This window comes from Cupriavidus sp. 05N40 (genome assembly GCF_056397305.1).
Map to the genome: position 1 here is coordinate 14,029 of NZ_JBFTND010000025.1, position 18,059 is coordinate 32,087.

Below are 18,059 nucleotides of genomic sequence, written 5' to 3' on the forward strand. Positions count from 1 at the left end.
TGCGGCATGTGGCCCTGACGTAAGGGCAATCCCCAGCCACCCATTCCGGGGGGCGAATCCGCCACAGCGATCAGCTAGCCTAGTGCTCCAGGCACTAACGTGACGCCGGTGTTTGCCGATCGCCGCGCTCCCGCTACCAAGATCAACGGAGACGTTTGCATGACCTTTTCTTCCCGGATATCGCAGCTTGCCGGCGGTGTGTTGCTGAGTATGTTCGCCAGCACGGTTTGCGCCCAGGCCGAGATCGATGTGGCGAAGCTCAAGACCGCAATCGATGGCAACCTGGTGTCGGCCTACCCCGCGCTCGACGCCCTCTACATGGACCTGCACGCGCACCCCGAGCTCGGATTCCAGGAGACCCGCACCGCCGCGAGGCTGGCCAGCGAGATGCGCAGGCTCGGTTTCGACGTCACCGAGGGCATCGGCAAGACGGGCCTGGTGGCGATCTTCCGTAATGGCCCAGGGCCTACGGTGCTGGTGCGCACCGAACTCGACGCCTTGCCGATGGAGGAGAAGACGGGACTGCCCTACGCCAGCAAAGCAGTCACTGACTGGAAGGGCAAGCCCACGCCGGTCGCACACAGCTGCGGGCACGATGTGCACATGGCGGCTTGGGTGGGCACCGCGCAGACGCTGGTGTCGATGAAAGCGCAATGGCATGGCACCTTGATGTTCGTGGCGCAGCCGGCGGAAGAACTGGTTTCCGGGGCAAAGGCCATGCTCGAGGCCGGCCTGTTCACGCGCTTCGGCAAGCCTGATTACGCCTTTGCCCTTCACACGGCGCCCATGCCGGTGGGCTTCATCGGTTTCGATGCCGGCCCGCTCACTTCCAATTCGGATGACCTGGAAGTCCGCTTCAAAGGCCGCGGCGGGCATGGTTCCGCCCCGAACAGGACGATCGATCCTGTCATGATGGCATCACGCTTCGTGGTAGACCTGCAAAGCGTGATCAGCCGCGAGAAGGACCCGAAGGAATTCGGCGTGGTCACAGTCGGCGCTATCCAGGGCGGCACCGTAGGCAACATCATCCCCGACGACGTGGTCCTGCGCGGGACCATCCGGTCCTATAAACCCGAGGTGCGCGAGCAGATGCTGGCAGGCGTCAACCGGACCGCCAAGGCGGTGGCCGACATGGCTGGCGCCCCCGAGCCCGAGGTGCGCATTACTGAGGGCGGCAAGGCCGTCATCAACGATGCGCAACTGGTAACCCGTACCGAGGCCGTGTTGCGCAGCGCCTACGGCAAGGGCGTGACGCGCATGCCGGCGATCACTGGCAGCGAGGACTTTTCGGAGTTCGTCAATGCCGGCGTGCCGTCGATGTACTTCTTCATCGGCGCCTACGATCCGCAGCGCTACCACGCTTCGCGCAAGCCGGGGGAGACGGCGCTGCCCTCGAACCATTCCCCCTTCTTCGCTCCCGTGCCGGAGCCCACGATCAAGGCGGGCGTCGGCGCGATGAGCCTTGCTGTATTGTCTGCATTGGCGCAGGCCAAGACAAACTGAGGGGCTGTCGGCGTGCGGCTGCTGCGCGCCAGTAAGCAAGCTGTCGGCGGGCAGCACGGCTCGCGCACGGTGCTGGTCGCGATCTTCAAGAGCGCACCGTGGTGGCAAGGCTGCGATGGCCCATCAGCAACTGGATCGTGTGCACATCGGTGCCGCCCTCCGGCAGGTGCGTCGCGAAGGCATGCCGCAACGAATGCGGCGTAGCGGGTTTCTCGATGCCACTACGCTGACGCGCGAGCTGGCATGCCTCGGCCACTGCATGGCGGGTGAGGGGCCGCCCGGGGATATGGCTTTACCCAGGCCTCCGCCGTCGTACTCGAACGCCATCGCCAGCGCAACCGCTCCGGTCGGCACCTTCCCGCTGGAAACGACACGATAACGCTGCAGGTCAATGAAGTTGTGTGTCACCACCAGTTTGCGGTGCGTATTCAAATCAACTCTTCTGACTTGTGGTCTACGTGTTTTCGCAAAGATCGGCGCGGGCGTTTCGCGGTCGGTGTTGGGGAAATCCCCGCCCCCCAACCCCGGTGGGATGAACGCCAGGGGCCGGCCCTACGCTTCGGGAAGCGGTTGCCGCCACGCGGCAGCCATGCCAACCGAAACACAAGCGAGGAGCCACTTCGTGCGCATCAAGACACTTTCCGTAGTCCTGGCGCTGGCATTCAGCAGCGCCGGCTTCGCCCAGGAGTATCCCAGCCGTCCCATCACCTTCGTGGTCCCGGCGCCCGCGGGGGGCGCGCTCGACGCGGTGGCCCGCTCGTTCGCCAACGAGATGGGCAGGCAGATGGGTCAGAGCATCGTGGTGGAGAACAAGCCAGGTGGCGGTGGCATCCTGGCCTTGCAGAACGTAGCGCGTGCCACAGCTGACGGCTACACCGTGCTCATCTCCCACTCCGCACCGCTCATCAATACGCCCTACCTTTATGCCTCCGTGCCGTRCAACGTCCGGCGCGACTTCGCCTTCGTGTCGGAGCTGTGCGTCGGCAATCTCGTGCTCGCCGCCTCCGCCGACGTCCCTGCGAACGACGTCAAGGGCCTGCTGGCATGGGCCGCCCGGCACAAGGGCAAGGTCAGCTACGGCTCGTACGGGCAAGGCACCTATGCCCATCTGGTCGGTGCCTACCTGAGCCGCAGCAGGCAGCTCGACATGGCGCACATCCCCTACAAGGGCGAATCGCCGATGGCACAGGACATCGCCGCCGGCGCGATCACCTGGGGCGTGGGGACACTGGTAGCGCTGCGGCCCTACATGGATTCCGGCAAGATCAAACCGCTTGCCGTGATGGGCAGCACGCGGGCCAAGGGCCTGCCCAATGTACCGACCATGACCGAGGCCGGTTTCCAGGATGCCGAACTCGCCCCGGCCGGATGGGTCGGCATGCTGGCGCCGGCAAAGACGCCCCCGGCCGTGTTGGCCCGTCTGGAAAAGGAAGCCCGCGCCGCCGCCCGCTCCCCGGCCATGAGGACCCGCCTGGAGACCTACTCGCTCGAACCGGTCGGCAACAGCGCCGTGGAATTCCGCCGCGACTTCGAAGCCAACGAGCCAGTCGTGGCTCAGCTTATCCAGTCCTCCGGCGCCAAGGCCGCCGACTGATTTTTCCTTGCTTTTTCCCCTTGTCACACTTCACGGCTTTCCCATGAACGCAACCTCTCAGGTCCAGCCGGTTCTGGACGATATCGACTTCGAGAACGCCCAGCGCGGCTTCATCGGTACCATTCCCGACGCGGAGATCCGCGACGCCCGGGGCCGGCTGGTCTGGTCGATGGCCGACTACGCCTTCCTCGATGATCCGCAGCCCGCACCCACCGTCCACCCCAACCTGTGGCGACAGGCACGCCTGAACATGGCCCACGGCCTGTTCAAGGTGACCGAGCGCGTCTACCAGGTGCGCGGCTTCGACGTCGCCAACGTCAGCTTCATCGAGGGTGACACTGGCGTGATCGTCATCGACCCGCTGACCGTCGCCGAGACCGCCGAGGCAGCAATTGCCCTGTACCGCAAGCACCGTGGCGACCGCCCGGTCAGCGCCCTCATCTACACGCACAGCCACGCCGACCACTACGGCGGCGCGCGCGGCGTGCTGGACGAAGCCGATGCCGTGGCCCGCAAGGTACCGATCATCGCACCGCAGGGCTTCATGTGGCATACCGTGTCGGAGAACGTACTGGCCGGCAATGCCATGATGCGGCGTGGCATGTTCCAGGGCGGGCTGTCTTTGCCCAAGCACGCCTGCGGCCAGGTCGACTGCGGCATCGGCAAGGGCATCCCGGTGGGCACCGGCACGCTGATCCCGCCGACCATGACCATCGAGCAGGAAGTCGAGACGCACGTCATCGACGGCGTCGAGATCATCTTCCACCTGGCGCTGGAAAGCGAGGCACCGTCGGAGATGTTCATGCACTTCCCCGGCCTGCGCGCGCTGAACACGGCCGAGATCGGCGTGCAGACCATGCACAACCTCTGCCCCCTGCGCGGCGCACAGGCGCGCGACGCCCGCGTCTGGTCACGCTACCTGGACGAAGCACTCGACCGCTACGCGCCGACCGCCGACGTGGTGTTCGCCCAGCACAACTGGCCCACCTGGGGCAACGAGCGCATTCGCCACTACCTGCGCCAGCAGCGGGACCTGTACAAGCACCTGCATGACCAGACCGTGCGCCTGATGAACCGCGGGATGACCGGCATCGAGGTGGCGGAGGTCATGAAGCTGCCCGATTCGCTCGCCAGCACGTGGGCCAACCGCGGCTTCTACGGCACCATCTCGCACAACGTGAAGGCCATCGTGCAGCGCTATCTCGGCTGGTACGACGGCAACCCCGCCCACCTGCACACGCTGCCGCCCGAGCAGTCCGGCCCGCGCTACGTGGCCTATATGGGCGGCGCCGAGGCACTGCTGGAAAAGGCCCGCGCCGACTTCGCGCGCGGCGAGTACCGCTGGGTGGCCGAGGTCAGCAACCACCTGGTCTTCGCCGACCCGGCCAACCAGGACGCCCGCGCCCTGTGCGCGGACGCGCTGGAGCAGCTCGGCTTCGCGGCCGAATCGTCGACCTGGCGCAATGCCTTCCTGCTGGGGGCGCAGGAACTGCGCAAGGGCGTGCCGAAGCTGCGCCGCAGGAATGTCAGCCGCGACCTGGTGTCGGTCCTGCCGCTAGAACTGCTGCTCGACTACTTTGCCGTGCGCCTGGATGGCGACCAGGCCAACGGCGAACAGATGGAGATCGAATGGCGCAACCCCGAGACGGGCGAATGCTGGGCCATGCGGCTGGAAAACGCCACCATGACCTACCTGCCCGGCGCGGCGCGTGGGGCATGCACGGCGAGCGTGTCACTGGGACGCGAGGCACTGGCCGCGCTGCAGGCCGGTGACGGCCTGCCTGCGATGTTCAGCCATCTCGTCGAGACGGGTGCCATCCAGGTCGAGGGGGATACGGCAAGCGTGGTGAAGCTGCTCGGGATGCTGGAGGACTTCGATCCGATGTTCAACGTGGTCGAACCCTGACGGTTTGCTCCCCCTCCCGTATTGCGACGTATTGCGGGAGGGGGAGCAAACGAGCAAACGCTGGGCCATCGTCATGCCCGGCTGAAAGAAAAACGGGCCGCTATCGCGGCCCGTTCCGTCTAGTTCACCGCCCGCGTTCGTCCTTCCCAGAACGGCGCCCGCAGATCCTTCTTCAACACCTTCCCCGCCCCCGACAACGGCAGCGCCATACGGAACTCCACGGTCTTGGGCACCTTGTACCCGGCGATGAACTCCCGGCAGTGCCGACGGACGTCATCCTCATCCACCGTCATGCCCGGTCGCATCACCACTACGGCATGGACCGCCTCGCCCCACTTCTCGTGCGGCACGCCGATCACGGCGCAGGCGGCGACCGCCGGATGCCTGGCGATGACATTCTCCACCTCGGCCGAATAGACATTCTCCCCACCGCTGACGATCATGTCCTTGATGCGATCGACGATGAAGAGATAGCCCTGCTCGTCCATATAGCCGCCGTCGCCGGTATGCAGCCAGCCATTGCGCAGCGCCTTGGCGGTCTCCTCCGGCTTGTTCCAGTAGCCGGCCATGATGTTCGGTCCGAACACAATGATCTCGCCGACCGTGCCGCGCGGCACCTCGTTGCCGGCCTCGTCGACGATCTTCACCAGCACGGCCGGGCCGCCACGGCCCACCGAGCGGAACAGGCCACTTTGGCGTCCAGCCTCACTGTGGTTGGCGGGCGGGTTCGACGAGACGCCCGGGCAGGCCTCGGTGAGGCCATACGACTGGCTCAGCTCGACGCCAGGCAAACGCGCCATGACCTCCTCCAGCAGCGCGGCGGAAATCGGCGAGGCGCCGTAGGTCAGCCGCCGTACCCGGGAGAAGTCGGTGATGGCAAAGTCCGGGTGCGACAGCGTCGCCTGGATCATGGTGGGYACGAGCGCGATCTCCGCGACGCCGTCCTCGCGGATCGCTCGCAGCACGTCGGCCGCGTCGAAGGACGGGATCACGGCGTGGGTCTCGCCGGCCAGCCATTGTACGATGGCGCGCCCCAGGCTCGCCACGTGGAAGAACGGCCCGGCGTGCAGCACGGCGGCATCGCGCACGGGCGGCGCTTCCGCCAGCCGTTGCATCCCGCTCGACCACAGGTTCAGGTGCGTCTGCATCACGCCCTTGGGAAAGCCCGTGGTGCCGCCGGTGTACATCACCGAAGCCAGGTCGGCCCCGCCCCGGCCGGCATCCGCCACCGGCTCGCTGGCCGCGATCAGGCCTTCGAACGACAGCATGCCGGCAGGCGCTTCGCCGTCGCCAGCGTGGATCACCACGCTGACGGAGCGCGACGCCGCGCGGATCGCATCCACCAGGTGCAGGTGATGGTCGTCGACGATCAGGATGCGTKTGTCGCAATCGTCGAGCGAATACGCCATCTCGGGCACGCTCCAGCGGATATTGACGGGGTTCACCACGCCGCCGCCCCACCACACCCCCATGAAGTACTCAAGATAGCGGTCGGAATTGAGCGCGAGCATGGCGACACGGTCGCCCGTCGCCATGCCGTGGGTACGCAGCCCGGAAGCCAGCCGCGCGACGCGTGCGGCCATCTCGCCATAGGTGCGGCGGCGGTCGTGGAAAATGGTTGCCGTGCGATCCGGTGTCAGTTGCACGGCGCGCTGAAGGCTGAGTGTGAGGTGCATTTCTTTTTTCCTGTTGCGAATCCTGCGGCCGGAAGGTGTCAGGCGACGGCCTTGCCCGCCCTCACCTTGACGAAGAAGGCCCCGCTGGCATGCAGCACGACGCGCTCGCCCACGCGCACATCGCAATCGGCATTGATGAGCTTGCGGCCATCCTTGAGGATCCGGACGTGCGCTTGCACCCAGTCCCCTGGCTGCACCGCGCCCACATAGTCGATGCTGAGGTGCACGGTCGGCGCGGCGGCCACGGCGAGGTCGCGCCGCACCACCGCGCCCAGCGCAACGTCCGCCACCGTGGCAAGAAAGCCACCATGCGCGATGCCGATCAGGTTCAGGTGCTCCCGGCCCACGCGGAAGCCCACGACGGGCTGGTCCGTGTGCATGTAGAACTGGCCGCAGGTATGGAGGAATCCGGCGGACGTGATCAGCGGCTCGAACCCGGCCGGAACGTCTTCCTGTGCGCCCTCCAGGGCCATGGAAGCGGATGTCATCGGAGCTTCCCTCCGTTCCGTGCCCACGCCGGCGGCACCGCGGGCCGGCCAAGGATCGTGTCGGCCGCCGTCTCCCCGCTCATCATCGAAGGCGCATCGGTATTGCCACCGGTCACGATGTCGTCGAATTGCGTCTCGGTCTCCATGGCGCTCATTTGCGCAGTTCCGCTTCTTGCAGCGTGCGCCATGCCAGCTTGCCGGTGGCGGTGCGGGGGATGGCCGGCACGATCTCGACGATGCGCGGCGCCTTGTACGTCGCCATATGCTCGCGGCACCAGGCCAGCAGGCTTTCGACCGTGGTGGTTTCCTGTCCGGCCTTGAGCACGATCACCGCTTTCACGGTCTCGCCGCGATGGCTGTCGCGGGCCGAGATCACGCAGGTTTCCTGGATGGCGGGGTGGCGATAGAGCATGGCCTCGACCTCTGCCGGCCAGACCTTGTAGCCGGCGGCGTTGATCATGCGTTTGAGTCGGTCGCGCATGAAGTAGTAGCCGTCCTCGTCCATGCTGGCGAGGTCGCCGGTACGGAAGAAGCGCTTGCCGTCGAGTTCGATGAAGGACTCGGCGTTGGCCTTGGGGCTGTTCCAGTAGCCATGCATGATCTGCGCACCGTGGACGACGATCTCGCCTACTTCGCCTTGCGGCACCGGCTGCAGGGTCTCCGGATCGATCACGTAGGCCTCCACCCCATAGGTGGGCACGCCGAGGCAGGACGGCTTGGGCCGGTGCATCGGGTTGGCGAACAGGAACGAAGCGGTCTCCGTCAGGCCGTAGCCTTCCAGGTACTGCAGGCCATAGCGCTCGCGCATCAGCGCGGCGGTATTCTCGGGCATGGCGGCGCCACCGCCCCCGACCACGCAGAGGCTGCTCAGGTCGCGCTTCTCGATGCCGGGCTGGCTGAAGAAATCCACCAGCATCGGCGGCAGCGCACCCCAGAACGTCACGCGGTGGCGTTCGATCAGATCGGCGGCAGTGCGAGCGTCCCAGCGCGGCAGCAGCACGATGGTGCCGCCCATGAAGATCGGGCCGTTGATGCCGTTCTGCAGACCAAGCAGGTGAAACATCGGCGCGACGGCCAGGTAGCATGCCTCGGTGCTCGTCTTGCGCCAGATCTGCGAGGCCGACACCGAACTCATCACCGTACGGTGGTCGTGCGTGCAGGCCTTCGGCGCGCCCGTGGTGCCCGACGTATAGGGCAGCATGCAGAGGTCGCTCTGCTTGCCCGTGTAGGGACGCGGCAGATGGCCTTCGGCCAGCGCCGGCAGCCAGCCCGTGGCGCCGGGCGGCAGGTTGCCGGCGGTGCTGCGCACGCGGACCCAGTCGGGAATGGCCAGGCCGGCGTCGTCATCGCCAAGCGCGTCGCCATAGGCGTGCACGATCACATGGCGCAGCGGCGTCTCGCCAAGCAGCGGGAGCAGTTGCGGCGCAATCTCCTGCGCGGAGAAGCAGGCCACCGCGCCGCTGTCGGTCGCGATATGCCGCAGTTCGTCTTCCAGCAGCATGGCGTTGACCGGCACCACGACCGCCTGCGCGCGCAGGATGGCAAAGTACGCGGCGATGAACTGCGGGCAGTTCTGGCTGAACAGCATCACGCGGTCCCCCGGCTGGATGCCGCAGGCTTGCTGCAGGTACCCCGCCATGCCTTCCACCTCGCGCAGCAGCGCGCCATAGGTGTGGGCGGCCCCGTAGAACTGGATCGCGGTCTTGCGCGGATAACGCCGGGYGGCGAACTCCAGGTTCTCGAAGACGGTGGTATCAGGGGTGTGGATGCGCACGGGCAGGCCGGCCTTCGCGTACCTGCGGTCGAGGTCGAGCGGGCCGGTCGGGCGTTCGATGATAGGGGAATGCATCACCAGGTCTCCTCCTGTATTTATGTGCGGATTTTGCGTACCGCCTATGCGTTCAGATTGCCGTATCGCCGCCGAGCAGTTGGCGGGCGATGGTACGGCGCTGGATTTCCGATGTGCCGTCCGGAATGCGCAGCGTGCGCGCGTGGCGGTAGCCCGCCTCCAGCCGCAGTTCGTTGGTCAGGCCCATGGCGCCGTGGATCTGGATGGCGCGGTCGAATACGCGCCCCACCATCTCCGTGGACGAGGCCTTGACCATCGACACCTCCTTGGTGGCCGGCTGGCCCTGGTCCACCAGCCAGGCGCAGTGGCGGATCATCGACTTTGTGGCATAGATGTCCATCGCGCATTCGGCGAGCATGAACTGCACGGCCTGATGCCCGCTGATCGGTGTGCCGAAGGTCTTGCGCACCTTAGCGTACTCCAGCGCCTGCGCCAGCGCCCACTGGGCGAGGCCCAGGCCGGAGGCTGCCATGCTCAGGCGGCCGGCGTTCACGCCATCGAGGGCCACCGACAGGCCCTGGTCGATGGGGCCGAGCCGGTGCGAATCCGGCACGCGCACGTTCTCCAGCGAGACAATGGCGATATCGCCGCCCAGGTGGCCCATGGTCGGGATCACGCTGGGCACCGAGAAGCCCGGCGTGCCGGTCGGCAGGAAGAAGCCGGTGATGCCGCCCTTATGGGCACGCGCCTTCGCCTCGTCGGTCACCGCGAAGACCATCGCGTAGTCGGCGTAGGGGGCGTTGGTGATCCACTGCTTGGTGCCGTTGAGCACCCAATGGTCGCCATCCCGCTCGGCGCGGGTGCGCATGCCGAACACGTCGGAGCCGGCATCCGGCTCGCTCAGCCCGAAGCACATGGTCTTCTCGCCGCTTGCCAGCTCGTCGCGCACCGACGCCAGCACGGCCGGGTCCAGGTGGCGCAGCACCGGTGACAACCCGTTGGTGAAAGGCGACGGCAGCACCACCGTCTGCACTAGCGGACGATCCGGGCCGCAGTGTGCATTGAGGCGCTCCTGCACATAGGCCGCCGCCTGCGCGCCCAGCCCGCCGCCACCGAGCGACTCAGGCGCGAGCGCGGTATAGAAGCCTGTTTCGGCCGAGCGCAGCCGCACGCGGCGGCGCAGCGCCAGCACTTCCGGGCTGAAGCGCCCGTCTTCCGTGTACAAGGTGCGCTCGCTGGACAGCAGCGCGCGATGTTCCTGTTCGAGAGGAACCACCTCGCGGTCGATGAACTTCAGCAGCGCATCGCCGAAGTCCACCCATTCGCCGGGAACCGTGAATTCCATTGTCGGCTCCTCAGACCGGATCCCAGGCGAACACGGCGCCCGAGACTTCCACCGGGAAGAACGACGGCGCCATCGCCGGCAGCAGGTGCGACGCCAGCGTCTGCGGCGTCCAGCCTTCGCTGCGCTGCATGGCGCGCACGGGGCGCGGCTGGCTCATCAGGAAGATCTCGTTGCGGCGCACGGTGAAGATCTGGCCGTTGACAGCCGACGCCGCATCGCTTGCCAGGAACACGGCCAGCGGCGCAATGTCCGCCGGCGACATGGTCTTGGCCTTGGCGATGCGCTCGACCTGGTCCGGCGTCTCGGGAATGGCGCCGGCCATGCGGCTCCAGGCGAACGGCGAGATGCAGTTCGAGCGCACGTTGTAGCGCGCCATGTCCAGCGCGATGGCCTTGGACAGTCCCGCCACGCCCATCTTGGCGGCGGCGTAGTTGGCCTGGCCGATGTTGCCGATCAGGCCCGAGGTAGACGTCATGTGGACGAAATTGCCGCTCTTCTGGTTGCGGTAATGCGTGGCGGCGGCGCGGCTCATATTGAAGCAGCCGTACAGGTGCACACGCAGCACGGCGTCGAACTCGTCCGGCGTCATCTGGTGGAAGATGCGGTCGCGCAGGATGCCGGCGTTGTTGACGACGGTATCGATGCGGCCGAAGTGGTCGACGGCAGCCTCGACGATGCGCGCCGCGCTGTCGGCCTCGGCCACGCTCTCGCGGCTGATGATGGCCTCGCCACCGTCGGCGCGGATCTGGCCCGCCACTTCCTCCGCCGGGTCTTCCTGGCTCGCGTCGCCGGTCACCGTCACGCCCACGTCGTTGACCACGACCTTCGCGCCGTTGCGGCCCATTGCCAGCGCGATCTCGCGCCCGATGCCACGGCCCGCGCCGGTGACGATCACGACCTTGCCTTCCATCATCTTGTCGTTCATGGTGTTTCCCTCTGTCTCTCTGTGTGCTGCAGGTATTGGGTAGAAATCGCTGGATCAGCGGAACGCCGCCGTCCCGGTCAGCTCGCGGCCCTGGATCAGCGCGAGAATGCCGTTCATGCCATCGGGCACCTGGAAGACGCGCGCATCGCGCCACATCTGCTCCAGCCCCAGTTCCTCGCTGATGCCCATCGCGCCGTGCAGCTGGATCGCCAGGTGGATGGCCCGCTCGCATGCCTGCGTGGCATAGCGCTTGGCCATGGCCGAGGTGCCGTTCGCGCGCAGGCCGCGGTCGATGCAGTCGAGTGCGTAGTAGCAGAGCAGGCGCGACGACACGATGGCCGTCTCGATATCGGCCAGGTCCTGCTGCACCAGCTGGTGGGCCGCCAGCGGCTTGCCGAACTGCTGGCGCGACTTCGTGTAGTCCAGCGCCAGGTCGAGCGCCTTCTGCGCCAGATGCACGCACATCAGGCCGATGAGCGGACGGTTGCCATTCCAGGCCATCGTCAGCGTCTTTGCCGCGTCCCCCGGCTCGCCCATCACGTGGCTCAGTGGCACGCGGGTGCGCTCGAACACCAGCTCGCTCAGGTGACCCTGGCGCAGGCCGGTGATGGCCGTCTCGCGGACCTCGAAATCGACCTCGCTGCGGTCGACCAGTGCGCGGCGCGTGACGGGGCGGCCCTTCTCGTCCGTGCCGGTGGTGCAGGACACGTTCACCACGTCGCAGATCGAGGCATTGGTGATCCACATCTTGCGGCCGGTCAGGTAAGCGTCGTCGCCGTCGACTTCCAGCTTGGTGCGGATGGCGCCGGAGTCCGACCCGGCATTGGCCTCGGTATTGGCCGTGCAGGCGATCTTGCGGCCCGCGATCAGGTCGGGCAGGTAGCGCTCGCGGATAGGGTCCGGGCAGCCGAGATGGATGCGCAGGATGGTGCCCTCATGCGAGGCCAGCGACAGCGCCACCACCGGCGGCAGCTGCTCGAAGATCATGCCGTAGTCGAGCATCTTCAGCCCGCCGCCGCCGGCTTCGGCCGGCACGCGCGGGGCCGTGATGCCCAGCTCCGCGAAGGCGGCGAAGATCTCCAGCATGGCCGCCTTGGGCAGCGGCTGGTTGGCCGGATGACTGCGCAGTACCGGGTCGATGCGGGTCTGCACCATGCGCCGGGCGGCGGCCACCATCATTTCCTGCTCTTCGGTCAAGTTGAAATTCATGAATGCTGTCTCCGTATTGCTCAGGCGCCGCGGTATGCCGGCGGCCGCTTCTCGGCAAAGGCCGTGCGGCCCTCGATGCGGTCGGCGCTGTCGCGCAGCAGCCCCCATTGCAGGTTGGCCTGCGCGACGAACTCGCGCGGCGCCAGGTGCGAGGTCTGCACCGCGAGCTGCTTGACGGCCTGGACGGCGAGCGGACCGTTGGCCGCAATGCGCGTGGCCAGCGCCATCGCAAGTTCCATCAGGCCGGAGGCCGCCACCACGTCGCTGACCAGGCCGATGCGCAGCGCCTCGTCGGCGCCGATGCGCTCGCCGGTCATCGCCATCTTCATCGCATGGGCGGCGGGCACCGCGCGCAACAGGTACTGCATGCCACCCACCGCGGGCACGCTGGCCACCTTGACTTCGGGCAGGCCGAAGCTGGCCGACGCGGCGGCGATGCGCAGGTCGCACTGCAGCGCCAGTTCCAGCCCGCCGCCGAGGCAGTAGCCGTTGATGGCGGCAATCATCGGCTTCCAGATCTGCAGGTCGGTGAGATCGAGCAGGCGGGTGTAGCCGCCCTGCTGCGCCTCGCCGGCGCGGCTCTTGAAGGCGCCGGCGGCAAATCCGGTGGACGGCGGCAGCGTCGCCTTCAGGTTGGCCCCTGTGCAGAAGGCCCGGTCCCCCGCGCCGGTGATGACGATGGCGCGCACGTTGTCGTCGTCCTGGCATTGCGCCAGCCGCTCGCGCAGCGCTACTAGTTCTTCGACGGTCAGGGCGTTGAGCGACTCGGGCGCGTCCAGTGTCAGCACCGCCACGTGACCCGTCTGCTGGTAGTGAATAGTCATCTGCCTCTCCCTCAGACGCTCGGGCTCGACAGCGAGCGGCCGCCGCAGACGTACAGCGTCTGCCCGGTGATGTATGACGCCGCGCGGCCGGCGAACATCAGCACCGCCTGGGCGATGTCCTCCGGCTTGCCAATGCGGCCCACCGGTACGCTCGACTTCAGGCGCTCGGCCTGCTCGTCGGTCAGCGTGGCGAACAGCGGCGTCTCGATGATGCCCGGCGCAACGGCGTTGGCGGTGATGCCGTGGCGCGCCAGCTCAATGGCGAGCGAGCGGGTCAGGCTCACCACGCCGCCCTTGGCGGCCGAATAGTTGGCCTGGCCGAAGCCGCCCAGCCATGCCCGCGACGAGATATTGACGATGCGGCCATAGCCCTGCTCGATCATGCCGGGCACCACGGCGCGCGCGCACAGGAACTGCGACTTCAGGTTAACGTCGATGACGAAGTCCCAGTCCTCCTCCGTCATCTTGACAAAACGCTTGTCGCGCGTGATGCCGGCGTTGTTCACGAGGATGTCGGGCGTCTTCCAGCGCGCCTTGATCTGGGCGACGGCCGCCTGCACCTCGGCGTCCGAGGTCACATCCACGCGCAGCACCATCAGGCGCTCGGCATGGTGGCCGAGCTCGGCCCCCAGGCCTTCGAGGGCTTTGCCGTTCAGGTCGAACACGGCGACGGCGTGGCCCGCTTCGAGCAGGGCCCGCGTGATGCCGAGGCCGATGCCCTGTGCGCCGCCGGTAACGACGGCAATCTGCTTGTCCATGAAATCTCCTTCAATCAGTGGCCGAGGATGTGCACCGCCGACGCGGCGTGGTCCACGCCGGCGATGCCGCCGCCCGTGCACTGCGTCAGCGCCAGCGACGCGCCCGGTATCTGCCTTTCCCCGGCACGCCCTTCCAGTTGCCAGACGGCCTCGACCATCTGCGCCACGCCCGTGGCGCCCAGCGGGTGCCCCTTGGCGAGCAGGCCGCCGCTCGGGTTGACCGGTACCCGGCCGCCGAGCGTGGTGGCGCCCGACTTCAGCAGTTCGTGCGCCTCGCCGCGCTCGCACAGGCCAAGCGCGCTGTAGTAGATGAGTTCGGCAATGGTGAAGGCGTCGTGCAGCTCCACCATGTCGATGTCGGCAGGCTTGACGCCGGCCTCCTGGTACGCCAGCCGCGCCGTGCGCGCGGTGATTTCGGCGGCGAGGATGTCCTCGGTGCCGATTTCCTGCCGGCCGGACTGCACCGCCGAGGCGAGCACGCGCACCGGCTTGCTGCGCGTGGCCGGCTTGCGGGTGGTCAGCACCAGCGCCGCCGCACCATCCACCGCCGACGGGCAGCATTGCAGCAGCGTGAGCGGATCGAAGACCATGCGCGAATCCATCACCTCGTCCACGCTGACACCGGTGCGGGTCTGCGCATACGGATTGAGGCCGCCGTGGCGGCGGTTCTTCACCGCGACCTCGGYCAGCACGTCCGGCTTCACGCCGAACTCGTGCAGGTAGCGCGCCGCACGCATGGCGTAGACCGACGGCAGCGTCATGCCGGCACGGGCGTACAGCGACGTCATGTAGTCGTTGCGTTGCAGCGGCAGCGCGCCGCCGCCGAGCGCGGTCAGTTGCTCYACGCCGAACACCACCACGGTGTCATAGCGGCCGGCTTCCAGCGCGTGGCAGGCCAGGTGGACGCCGGTGGCGCCGCTGGCACAGGCGTTCTCGACGTTGTAGATGGCCGGCCCGGTCACGCCGAGGTCGCGCAGCAGCACCTGCCCCAGCACCATGCCGCCGAAGACGTTGGCGGCGTAGAAGGCCTGCACTTCCGCCATGTCGACGTCGGCGTCGGCCACGGCGCCGAGCACGGCGCTTTGCGCCAGGTCTTGCATCGAGCCGTCGTGACGGCCGAACGGGGTCATGGCGACGCCCGCAACGTAGATCGGTTTGTTCATCGGCTCCCCTCCGTGCTCACCGGTTCGAATGCATAGACGGGACCCTCGGCGGTATGCACCAGGCATGTCCGCAAGGTGTCCCCGATCGCAGGCCGGCGGCCGTTCGGGTACACCAGCCGACCGAAGATGCGCACACCTTCCGGATAGTCGGCCAGGCCCAGTGGCATCGGCGGCAGGCCGGTCTTGGGCGACGGGTGCATCACGGTGTAGCTGTACAGCGTCGGCGTGCCGTGCAGCGCGACCAGCTCGGTGTCACTGGCCTGCGGCGACGTCAACGGCAGCGGTGGGAAGTGCAGCGTGTCGCCGCCATTGCGACGATAGGCCAGCAGCACCAGCCGCCCGTCCTGCTCCTGCCAGGGCTGCTCGGACGCGCCGCGCGGCGCGTTGCCTTCAGCGTGGGTCATGTTTTCCTCCTTGAATGCGTGAATCACTTGCAGCGCGCCGCTCAGACGCGCTCGAACACCGCCGCCAGGCCCTGCCCGCCGCCGATGCACATGGTTTCCAGGCCGTAGCGCGCGCCGCGCCGGCGCATCTCGTGCAGCATCGTGGCGAGGATGCGCACGCCGGTGGCGCCAATGGGATGGCCCAGCGAGATGCCGGAGCCGTTGACGTTGATGCGCCCATCCGCCTCAACGTCCTTGATGCCCCAGGCGCGCAGCACGCTGAGGACCTGCACCGCGAAGGCTTCGTTGACCTCGATCAGATCGAGGTCCGACAGCGTCATGCCGATGCGCGGCAGCAGGCGCGCCACGGCCGGCACGGGTCCGATGCCCATGCGCAGCGGGTCGCAGCCCGCCCCGGCCCAGCCGACCAGCCGCCCCATCGGCTCGAGCCGGTGGGCCTTCAGGTAGTCCTCGGACACCACCAGGCAGGCGGACGCGGCGTCGCTCTGCTGGCAGGCGTTGCCGGCCGTCACCGTGCCGTCGCGCAGCAGCGCGGGCAGCTTGGCCATCAATTCCAGGCTGGCATCCTCGCGAATGCCTTCGTCGCGGCGGAACAGGATCGGGGCGCCCTTGCGCTGCGGCACCGGCACGGGCACCACCTCCTCCTCGAAGCGGCCAGCGTTCCACGCCTCGGTGGCAAGCTGGTGGCTGCGCGCGGCATAGCGATCGCTCTCCGCGCGGGCGATGCCGTAGTCGCGGGCCAGGTTCTCGGCCGTCTCGGCGGCGCCGCCGGCCATCACGCCATAGCGGCTTACCGGCTGCGAGTTGACGCGGCCACGGTCAAGGCGGTCGTGGATGGCCGCGTCGCCCATTCGCGCGCCCCAGCGCATGCTGGTGCTGTAGTACTCGATATTGCTCATGCTCTCGACGCCAGCGACGAGCACCGCACCGGACACGCCGCTCTGCACCTGCATCGCCGCGTTGATCACGGCCTGCAGCCCCGAGCCGCAGCGGCGGTCCACCGCGTAGCCCGAGACGCTTTCCGGCAGCCCGGCGAGCGAGGCAGCGTAGCGGCCGATGCACGGCGCCTCGCTGGACTGGTACGACTGCGCGACGATGACTTCGTCGATGGAATCCTCCGGCGCGCCGGAGCGTTGCAGGACGGCACGCAGCACGTGGGCCGCGAGATCCGCCGCGGAGAGCGGCGCGAGCGCGCCGCCGAACTTGCCGACCGGCGTGCGCAAGGGAGAGACGATGTAAGCGTGGCTCATGGCAGGAAATTCAGATTGCGTTGGAAGGAATGCGCTCAGGCCGCCTGTCGTTCGGCGTCGGCCGGGGCGAAGCCCAGCCCAAGGCCGGACATGCGATCGATGGCGTCAGTGGCGAAGCCCCATGCCTGCAGCGCCTGCAGGCCGTGCTCGCCACGGGCCGGGGCGCTGCGGCGGATTGCCGACGGCGTGTGCGAGAAGCGCGGCGCGGGGGCGGGCTGCGTGACGCCGTCGACCTCGACGAAGCTGCCGCGGGCGACGTTCTGCGGGTGCCGCGGCGCCTCGGAGAACTTCAGCACCGGGGCCACGCAGGCGTCGCTGCCGTCGAACACGGCGCACCATTCGTCGCGTGTGCGGGACAGGAATGCCATCCTGAAGTGCTGGCGCAGCACCGGCCAGTTGCCACGGTTGTTCCGGTCGGGCAGGTTCGCGCCGGCAAGGCCGAGCTTTTCCACCAGTTCCTGGTAGAAGCGTTCCTCCACCGCGCCCACGGCCATGTAGTGGCCATCGCGCGTGGCGTAGCTGTCGTACCAGGGGGTGCCGCCGTCGAGCAGGTTGCTGCCGCGCTGCTCGCGCCAGTGGCCCGAGGCGAGCAGGCCCCACACCACGGCGCCAAGCTGCGCGGCGCCTTCCGTCATGGCGGCGTCCACCACCTGGCCCGTGCCGGTGCGTTGCGCATGAATCAGCGCGCCCAGCACGCCCATGGCCAGCAGCATGCCGCCACCGCCGTAGTCACCCACCAGATTGAGCGGGGGCACCGGCGCATCGTCGCCGCGACCGATGCCCGACAGCACGCCCGACAGCGCGATGTAGTTGAGATCGTGGCCGGCGCTGGCGGCGAGCGGGCCGGTCTGGCCCCAGCCGGTGATGCGGCCGTACACCAGCCGCGGATTGCGCGACAGCGCCTGCGCCGGGCCGAGGCCAAGCCGCTCCATCGTGCCGGGGCGAAAACCCTCGATCACCACGTCGGCCTTCTCCATCAGGGCGAGCGCAGCCTCCACCGCCTCCGGGCGCTTCAGGTCGAGCGTCACCGAGCTGCGGCCGCGCGCCACCACGTTGATGCGCTGGCCCTCGATCTTCGGACCCAGGTCCGCCGCAGCCACCGGCCGGTCCACGCGGATCACGTCCGCGCCCATGTCCGCCAGCAGCATCGCCGCGAACGGCCCGGGGCCGATGCCCTCGAATTCCAGTACGCGAATACCTGAAAGAACGCCCATCACTTCCCCCC

General features: G+C 67.9%; 17 protein-coding genes. 3 read left to right on the forward strand and 14 right to left on the reverse strand.

Annotated features, from left to right (window positions below; genetic code table 11):
* The first annotated feature begins 159 nt into the window (after positions 1 to 159).
* Complete coding sequence (locus AC1DO7_RS08195; RefSeq protein ID WP_441619681.1) at positions 160 to 1,503, forward strand: amidohydrolase; 1,344 nt, start codon at positions 160 to 162, stop codon at positions 1,501 to 1,503.
* An 85-nt stretch (positions 1,504 to 1,588) separates the two neighbouring features.
* On the opposite strand, the gene AC1DO7_RS08200 is transcribed toward AC1DO7_RS08195, so the two are convergent.
* A complete protein-coding gene (locus AC1DO7_RS08200; protein ID WP_441619683.1) occupies positions 1,589 to 1,759 on the reverse strand; it encodes a tyrosine-type recombinase/integrase in 171 nt (56 codons plus the stop codon).
* 366 nt (positions 1,760 to 2,125) lie between these two features.
* Here AC1DO7_RS08200 and AC1DO7_RS08205 point away from each other — a divergent pair, with 366 nt between their 5' ends.
* The gene (locus AC1DO7_RS08205) at positions 2,126 to 3,097 is read left to right on the forward strand and encodes a Bug family tripartite tricarboxylate transporter substrate binding protein (protein WP_477115986.1); all 972 of its coding nucleotides are present in this window, start codon (positions 2,126 to 2,128) and stop codon (positions 3,095 to 3,097) included.
* 43 nt (positions 3,098 to 3,140) lie between these two features.
* Positions 3,141 to 5,003 carry an alkyl/aryl-sulfatase gene (locus AC1DO7_RS08210; protein ID WP_441619687.1) on the forward strand — a complete coding sequence of 621 codons (1,863 nt, stop codon included), beginning with the start codon at positions 3,141 to 3,143 and terminating at the stop codon, positions 5,001 to 5,003.
* Between the two features lie 119 nt (positions 5,004 to 5,122).
* Here the strand turns inward: AC1DO7_RS08210 and AC1DO7_RS08215 are convergent, their stop codons facing one another.
* From AC1DO7_RS08215 to AC1DO7_RS08275, 13 genes are read right to left on the reverse strand one after another with little or no spacing between them, the layout of a single operon-like run.
* Entirely contained in the window at positions 5,123 to 6,679 is a 1,557-nt protein-coding gene (locus tag AC1DO7_RS08215; RefSeq protein WP_477115987.1) for an acyl-CoA synthetase, read from the reverse strand.
* A 38-nt stretch (positions 6,680 to 6,717) separates the two neighbouring features.
* Positions 6,718 to 7,167, reverse strand: coding sequence for a PaaI family thioesterase (locus AC1DO7_RS08220; RefSeq protein WP_441619691.1), 450 nt, complete (start codon positions 7,165 to 7,167; stop codon positions 6,718 to 6,720).
* Positions 7,164 to 7,322, reverse strand: a complete 159-nt coding sequence (locus tag AC1DO7_RS08225; protein ID WP_441619693.1) for a hypothetical protein — start codon at positions 7,320 to 7,322, stop codon at positions 7,164 to 7,166. Before AC1DO7_RS08225 ends, AC1DO7_RS08220 begins: the two co-directional genes overlap by 4 nt.
* On the reverse strand, positions 7,319 to 9,016 hold the full coding sequence (locus tag AC1DO7_RS08230; protein WP_477115988.1) for a long-chain fatty acid--CoA ligase: 1,698 nt from the start codon (positions 9,014 to 9,016) through the stop codon (positions 7,319 to 7,321). Before AC1DO7_RS08230 ends, AC1DO7_RS08225 begins: the two co-directional genes overlap by 4 nt.
* A gap of 52 nt (positions 9,017 to 9,068) precedes the next feature.
* Positions 9,069 to 10,301: an acyl-CoA dehydrogenase family protein gene (locus AC1DO7_RS08235; protein ID WP_441619697.1), complete on the reverse strand. Its 1,233-nt coding sequence runs from the start codon at positions 10,299 to 10,301 to the stop codon at positions 9,069 to 9,071.
* Between the two features lie 10 nt (positions 10,302 to 10,311).
* Positions 10,312 to 11,226: an SDR family oxidoreductase gene (locus AC1DO7_RS08240; RefSeq protein WP_441619699.1), complete on the reverse strand. Its 915-nt coding sequence runs from the start codon at positions 11,224 to 11,226 to the stop codon at positions 10,312 to 10,314.
* 54 nt (positions 11,227 to 11,280) lie between these two features.
* Positions 11,281 to 12,435 (reverse strand): acyl-CoA dehydrogenase family protein, encoded by a 1,155-nt coding sequence (locus AC1DO7_RS08245; protein ID WP_441619701.1) that lies wholly within the window; start codon positions 12,433 to 12,435, stop codon positions 11,281 to 11,283.
* Positions 12,436 to 12,455: 20 nt separating this feature from the next.
* Positions 12,456 to 13,259 (reverse strand): enoyl-CoA hydratase/isomerase family protein, encoded by an 804-nt coding sequence (locus AC1DO7_RS08250; RefSeq protein ID WP_441619703.1) that lies wholly within the window; start codon positions 13,257 to 13,259, stop codon positions 12,456 to 12,458.
* An 11-nt stretch (positions 13,260 to 13,270) separates the two neighbouring features.
* On the reverse strand, positions 13,271 to 14,017 hold the full coding sequence (locus AC1DO7_RS08255; protein WP_441643432.1) for an SDR family oxidoreductase: 747 nt from the start codon (positions 14,015 to 14,017) through the stop codon (positions 13,271 to 13,273).
* A 14-nt stretch (positions 14,018 to 14,031) separates the two neighbouring features.
* A complete protein-coding gene (locus AC1DO7_RS08260; protein WP_477115989.1) occupies positions 14,032 to 15,180 on the reverse strand; it encodes a thiolase family protein in 1,149 nt (382 codons plus the stop codon).
* Positions 15,177 to 15,584 (reverse strand): Zn-ribbon domain-containing OB-fold protein, encoded by a 408-nt coding sequence (locus AC1DO7_RS08265; RefSeq protein WP_441619709.1) that lies wholly within the window; start codon positions 15,582 to 15,584, stop codon positions 15,177 to 15,179. The genes AC1DO7_RS08260 and AC1DO7_RS08265 overlap by 4 nt, the downstream gene beginning before the upstream one ends.
* Positions 15,585 to 15,625: 41 nt before the next feature.
* A complete protein-coding gene (locus tag AC1DO7_RS08270) occupies positions 15,626 to 16,834 on the reverse strand; it encodes an acetyl-CoA C-acetyltransferase (protein WP_441619711.1) in 1,209 nt (402 codons plus the stop codon).
* A 35-nt stretch (positions 16,835 to 16,869) separates the two neighbouring features.
* Positions 16,870 to 18,048 (reverse strand): CaiB/BaiF CoA transferase family protein, encoded by a 1,179-nt coding sequence (locus AC1DO7_RS08275; RefSeq protein WP_441619713.1) that lies wholly within the window; start codon positions 18,046 to 18,048, stop codon positions 16,870 to 16,872.
* Between the last annotated feature and the right edge of the window lie 11 nt (positions 18,049 to 18,059).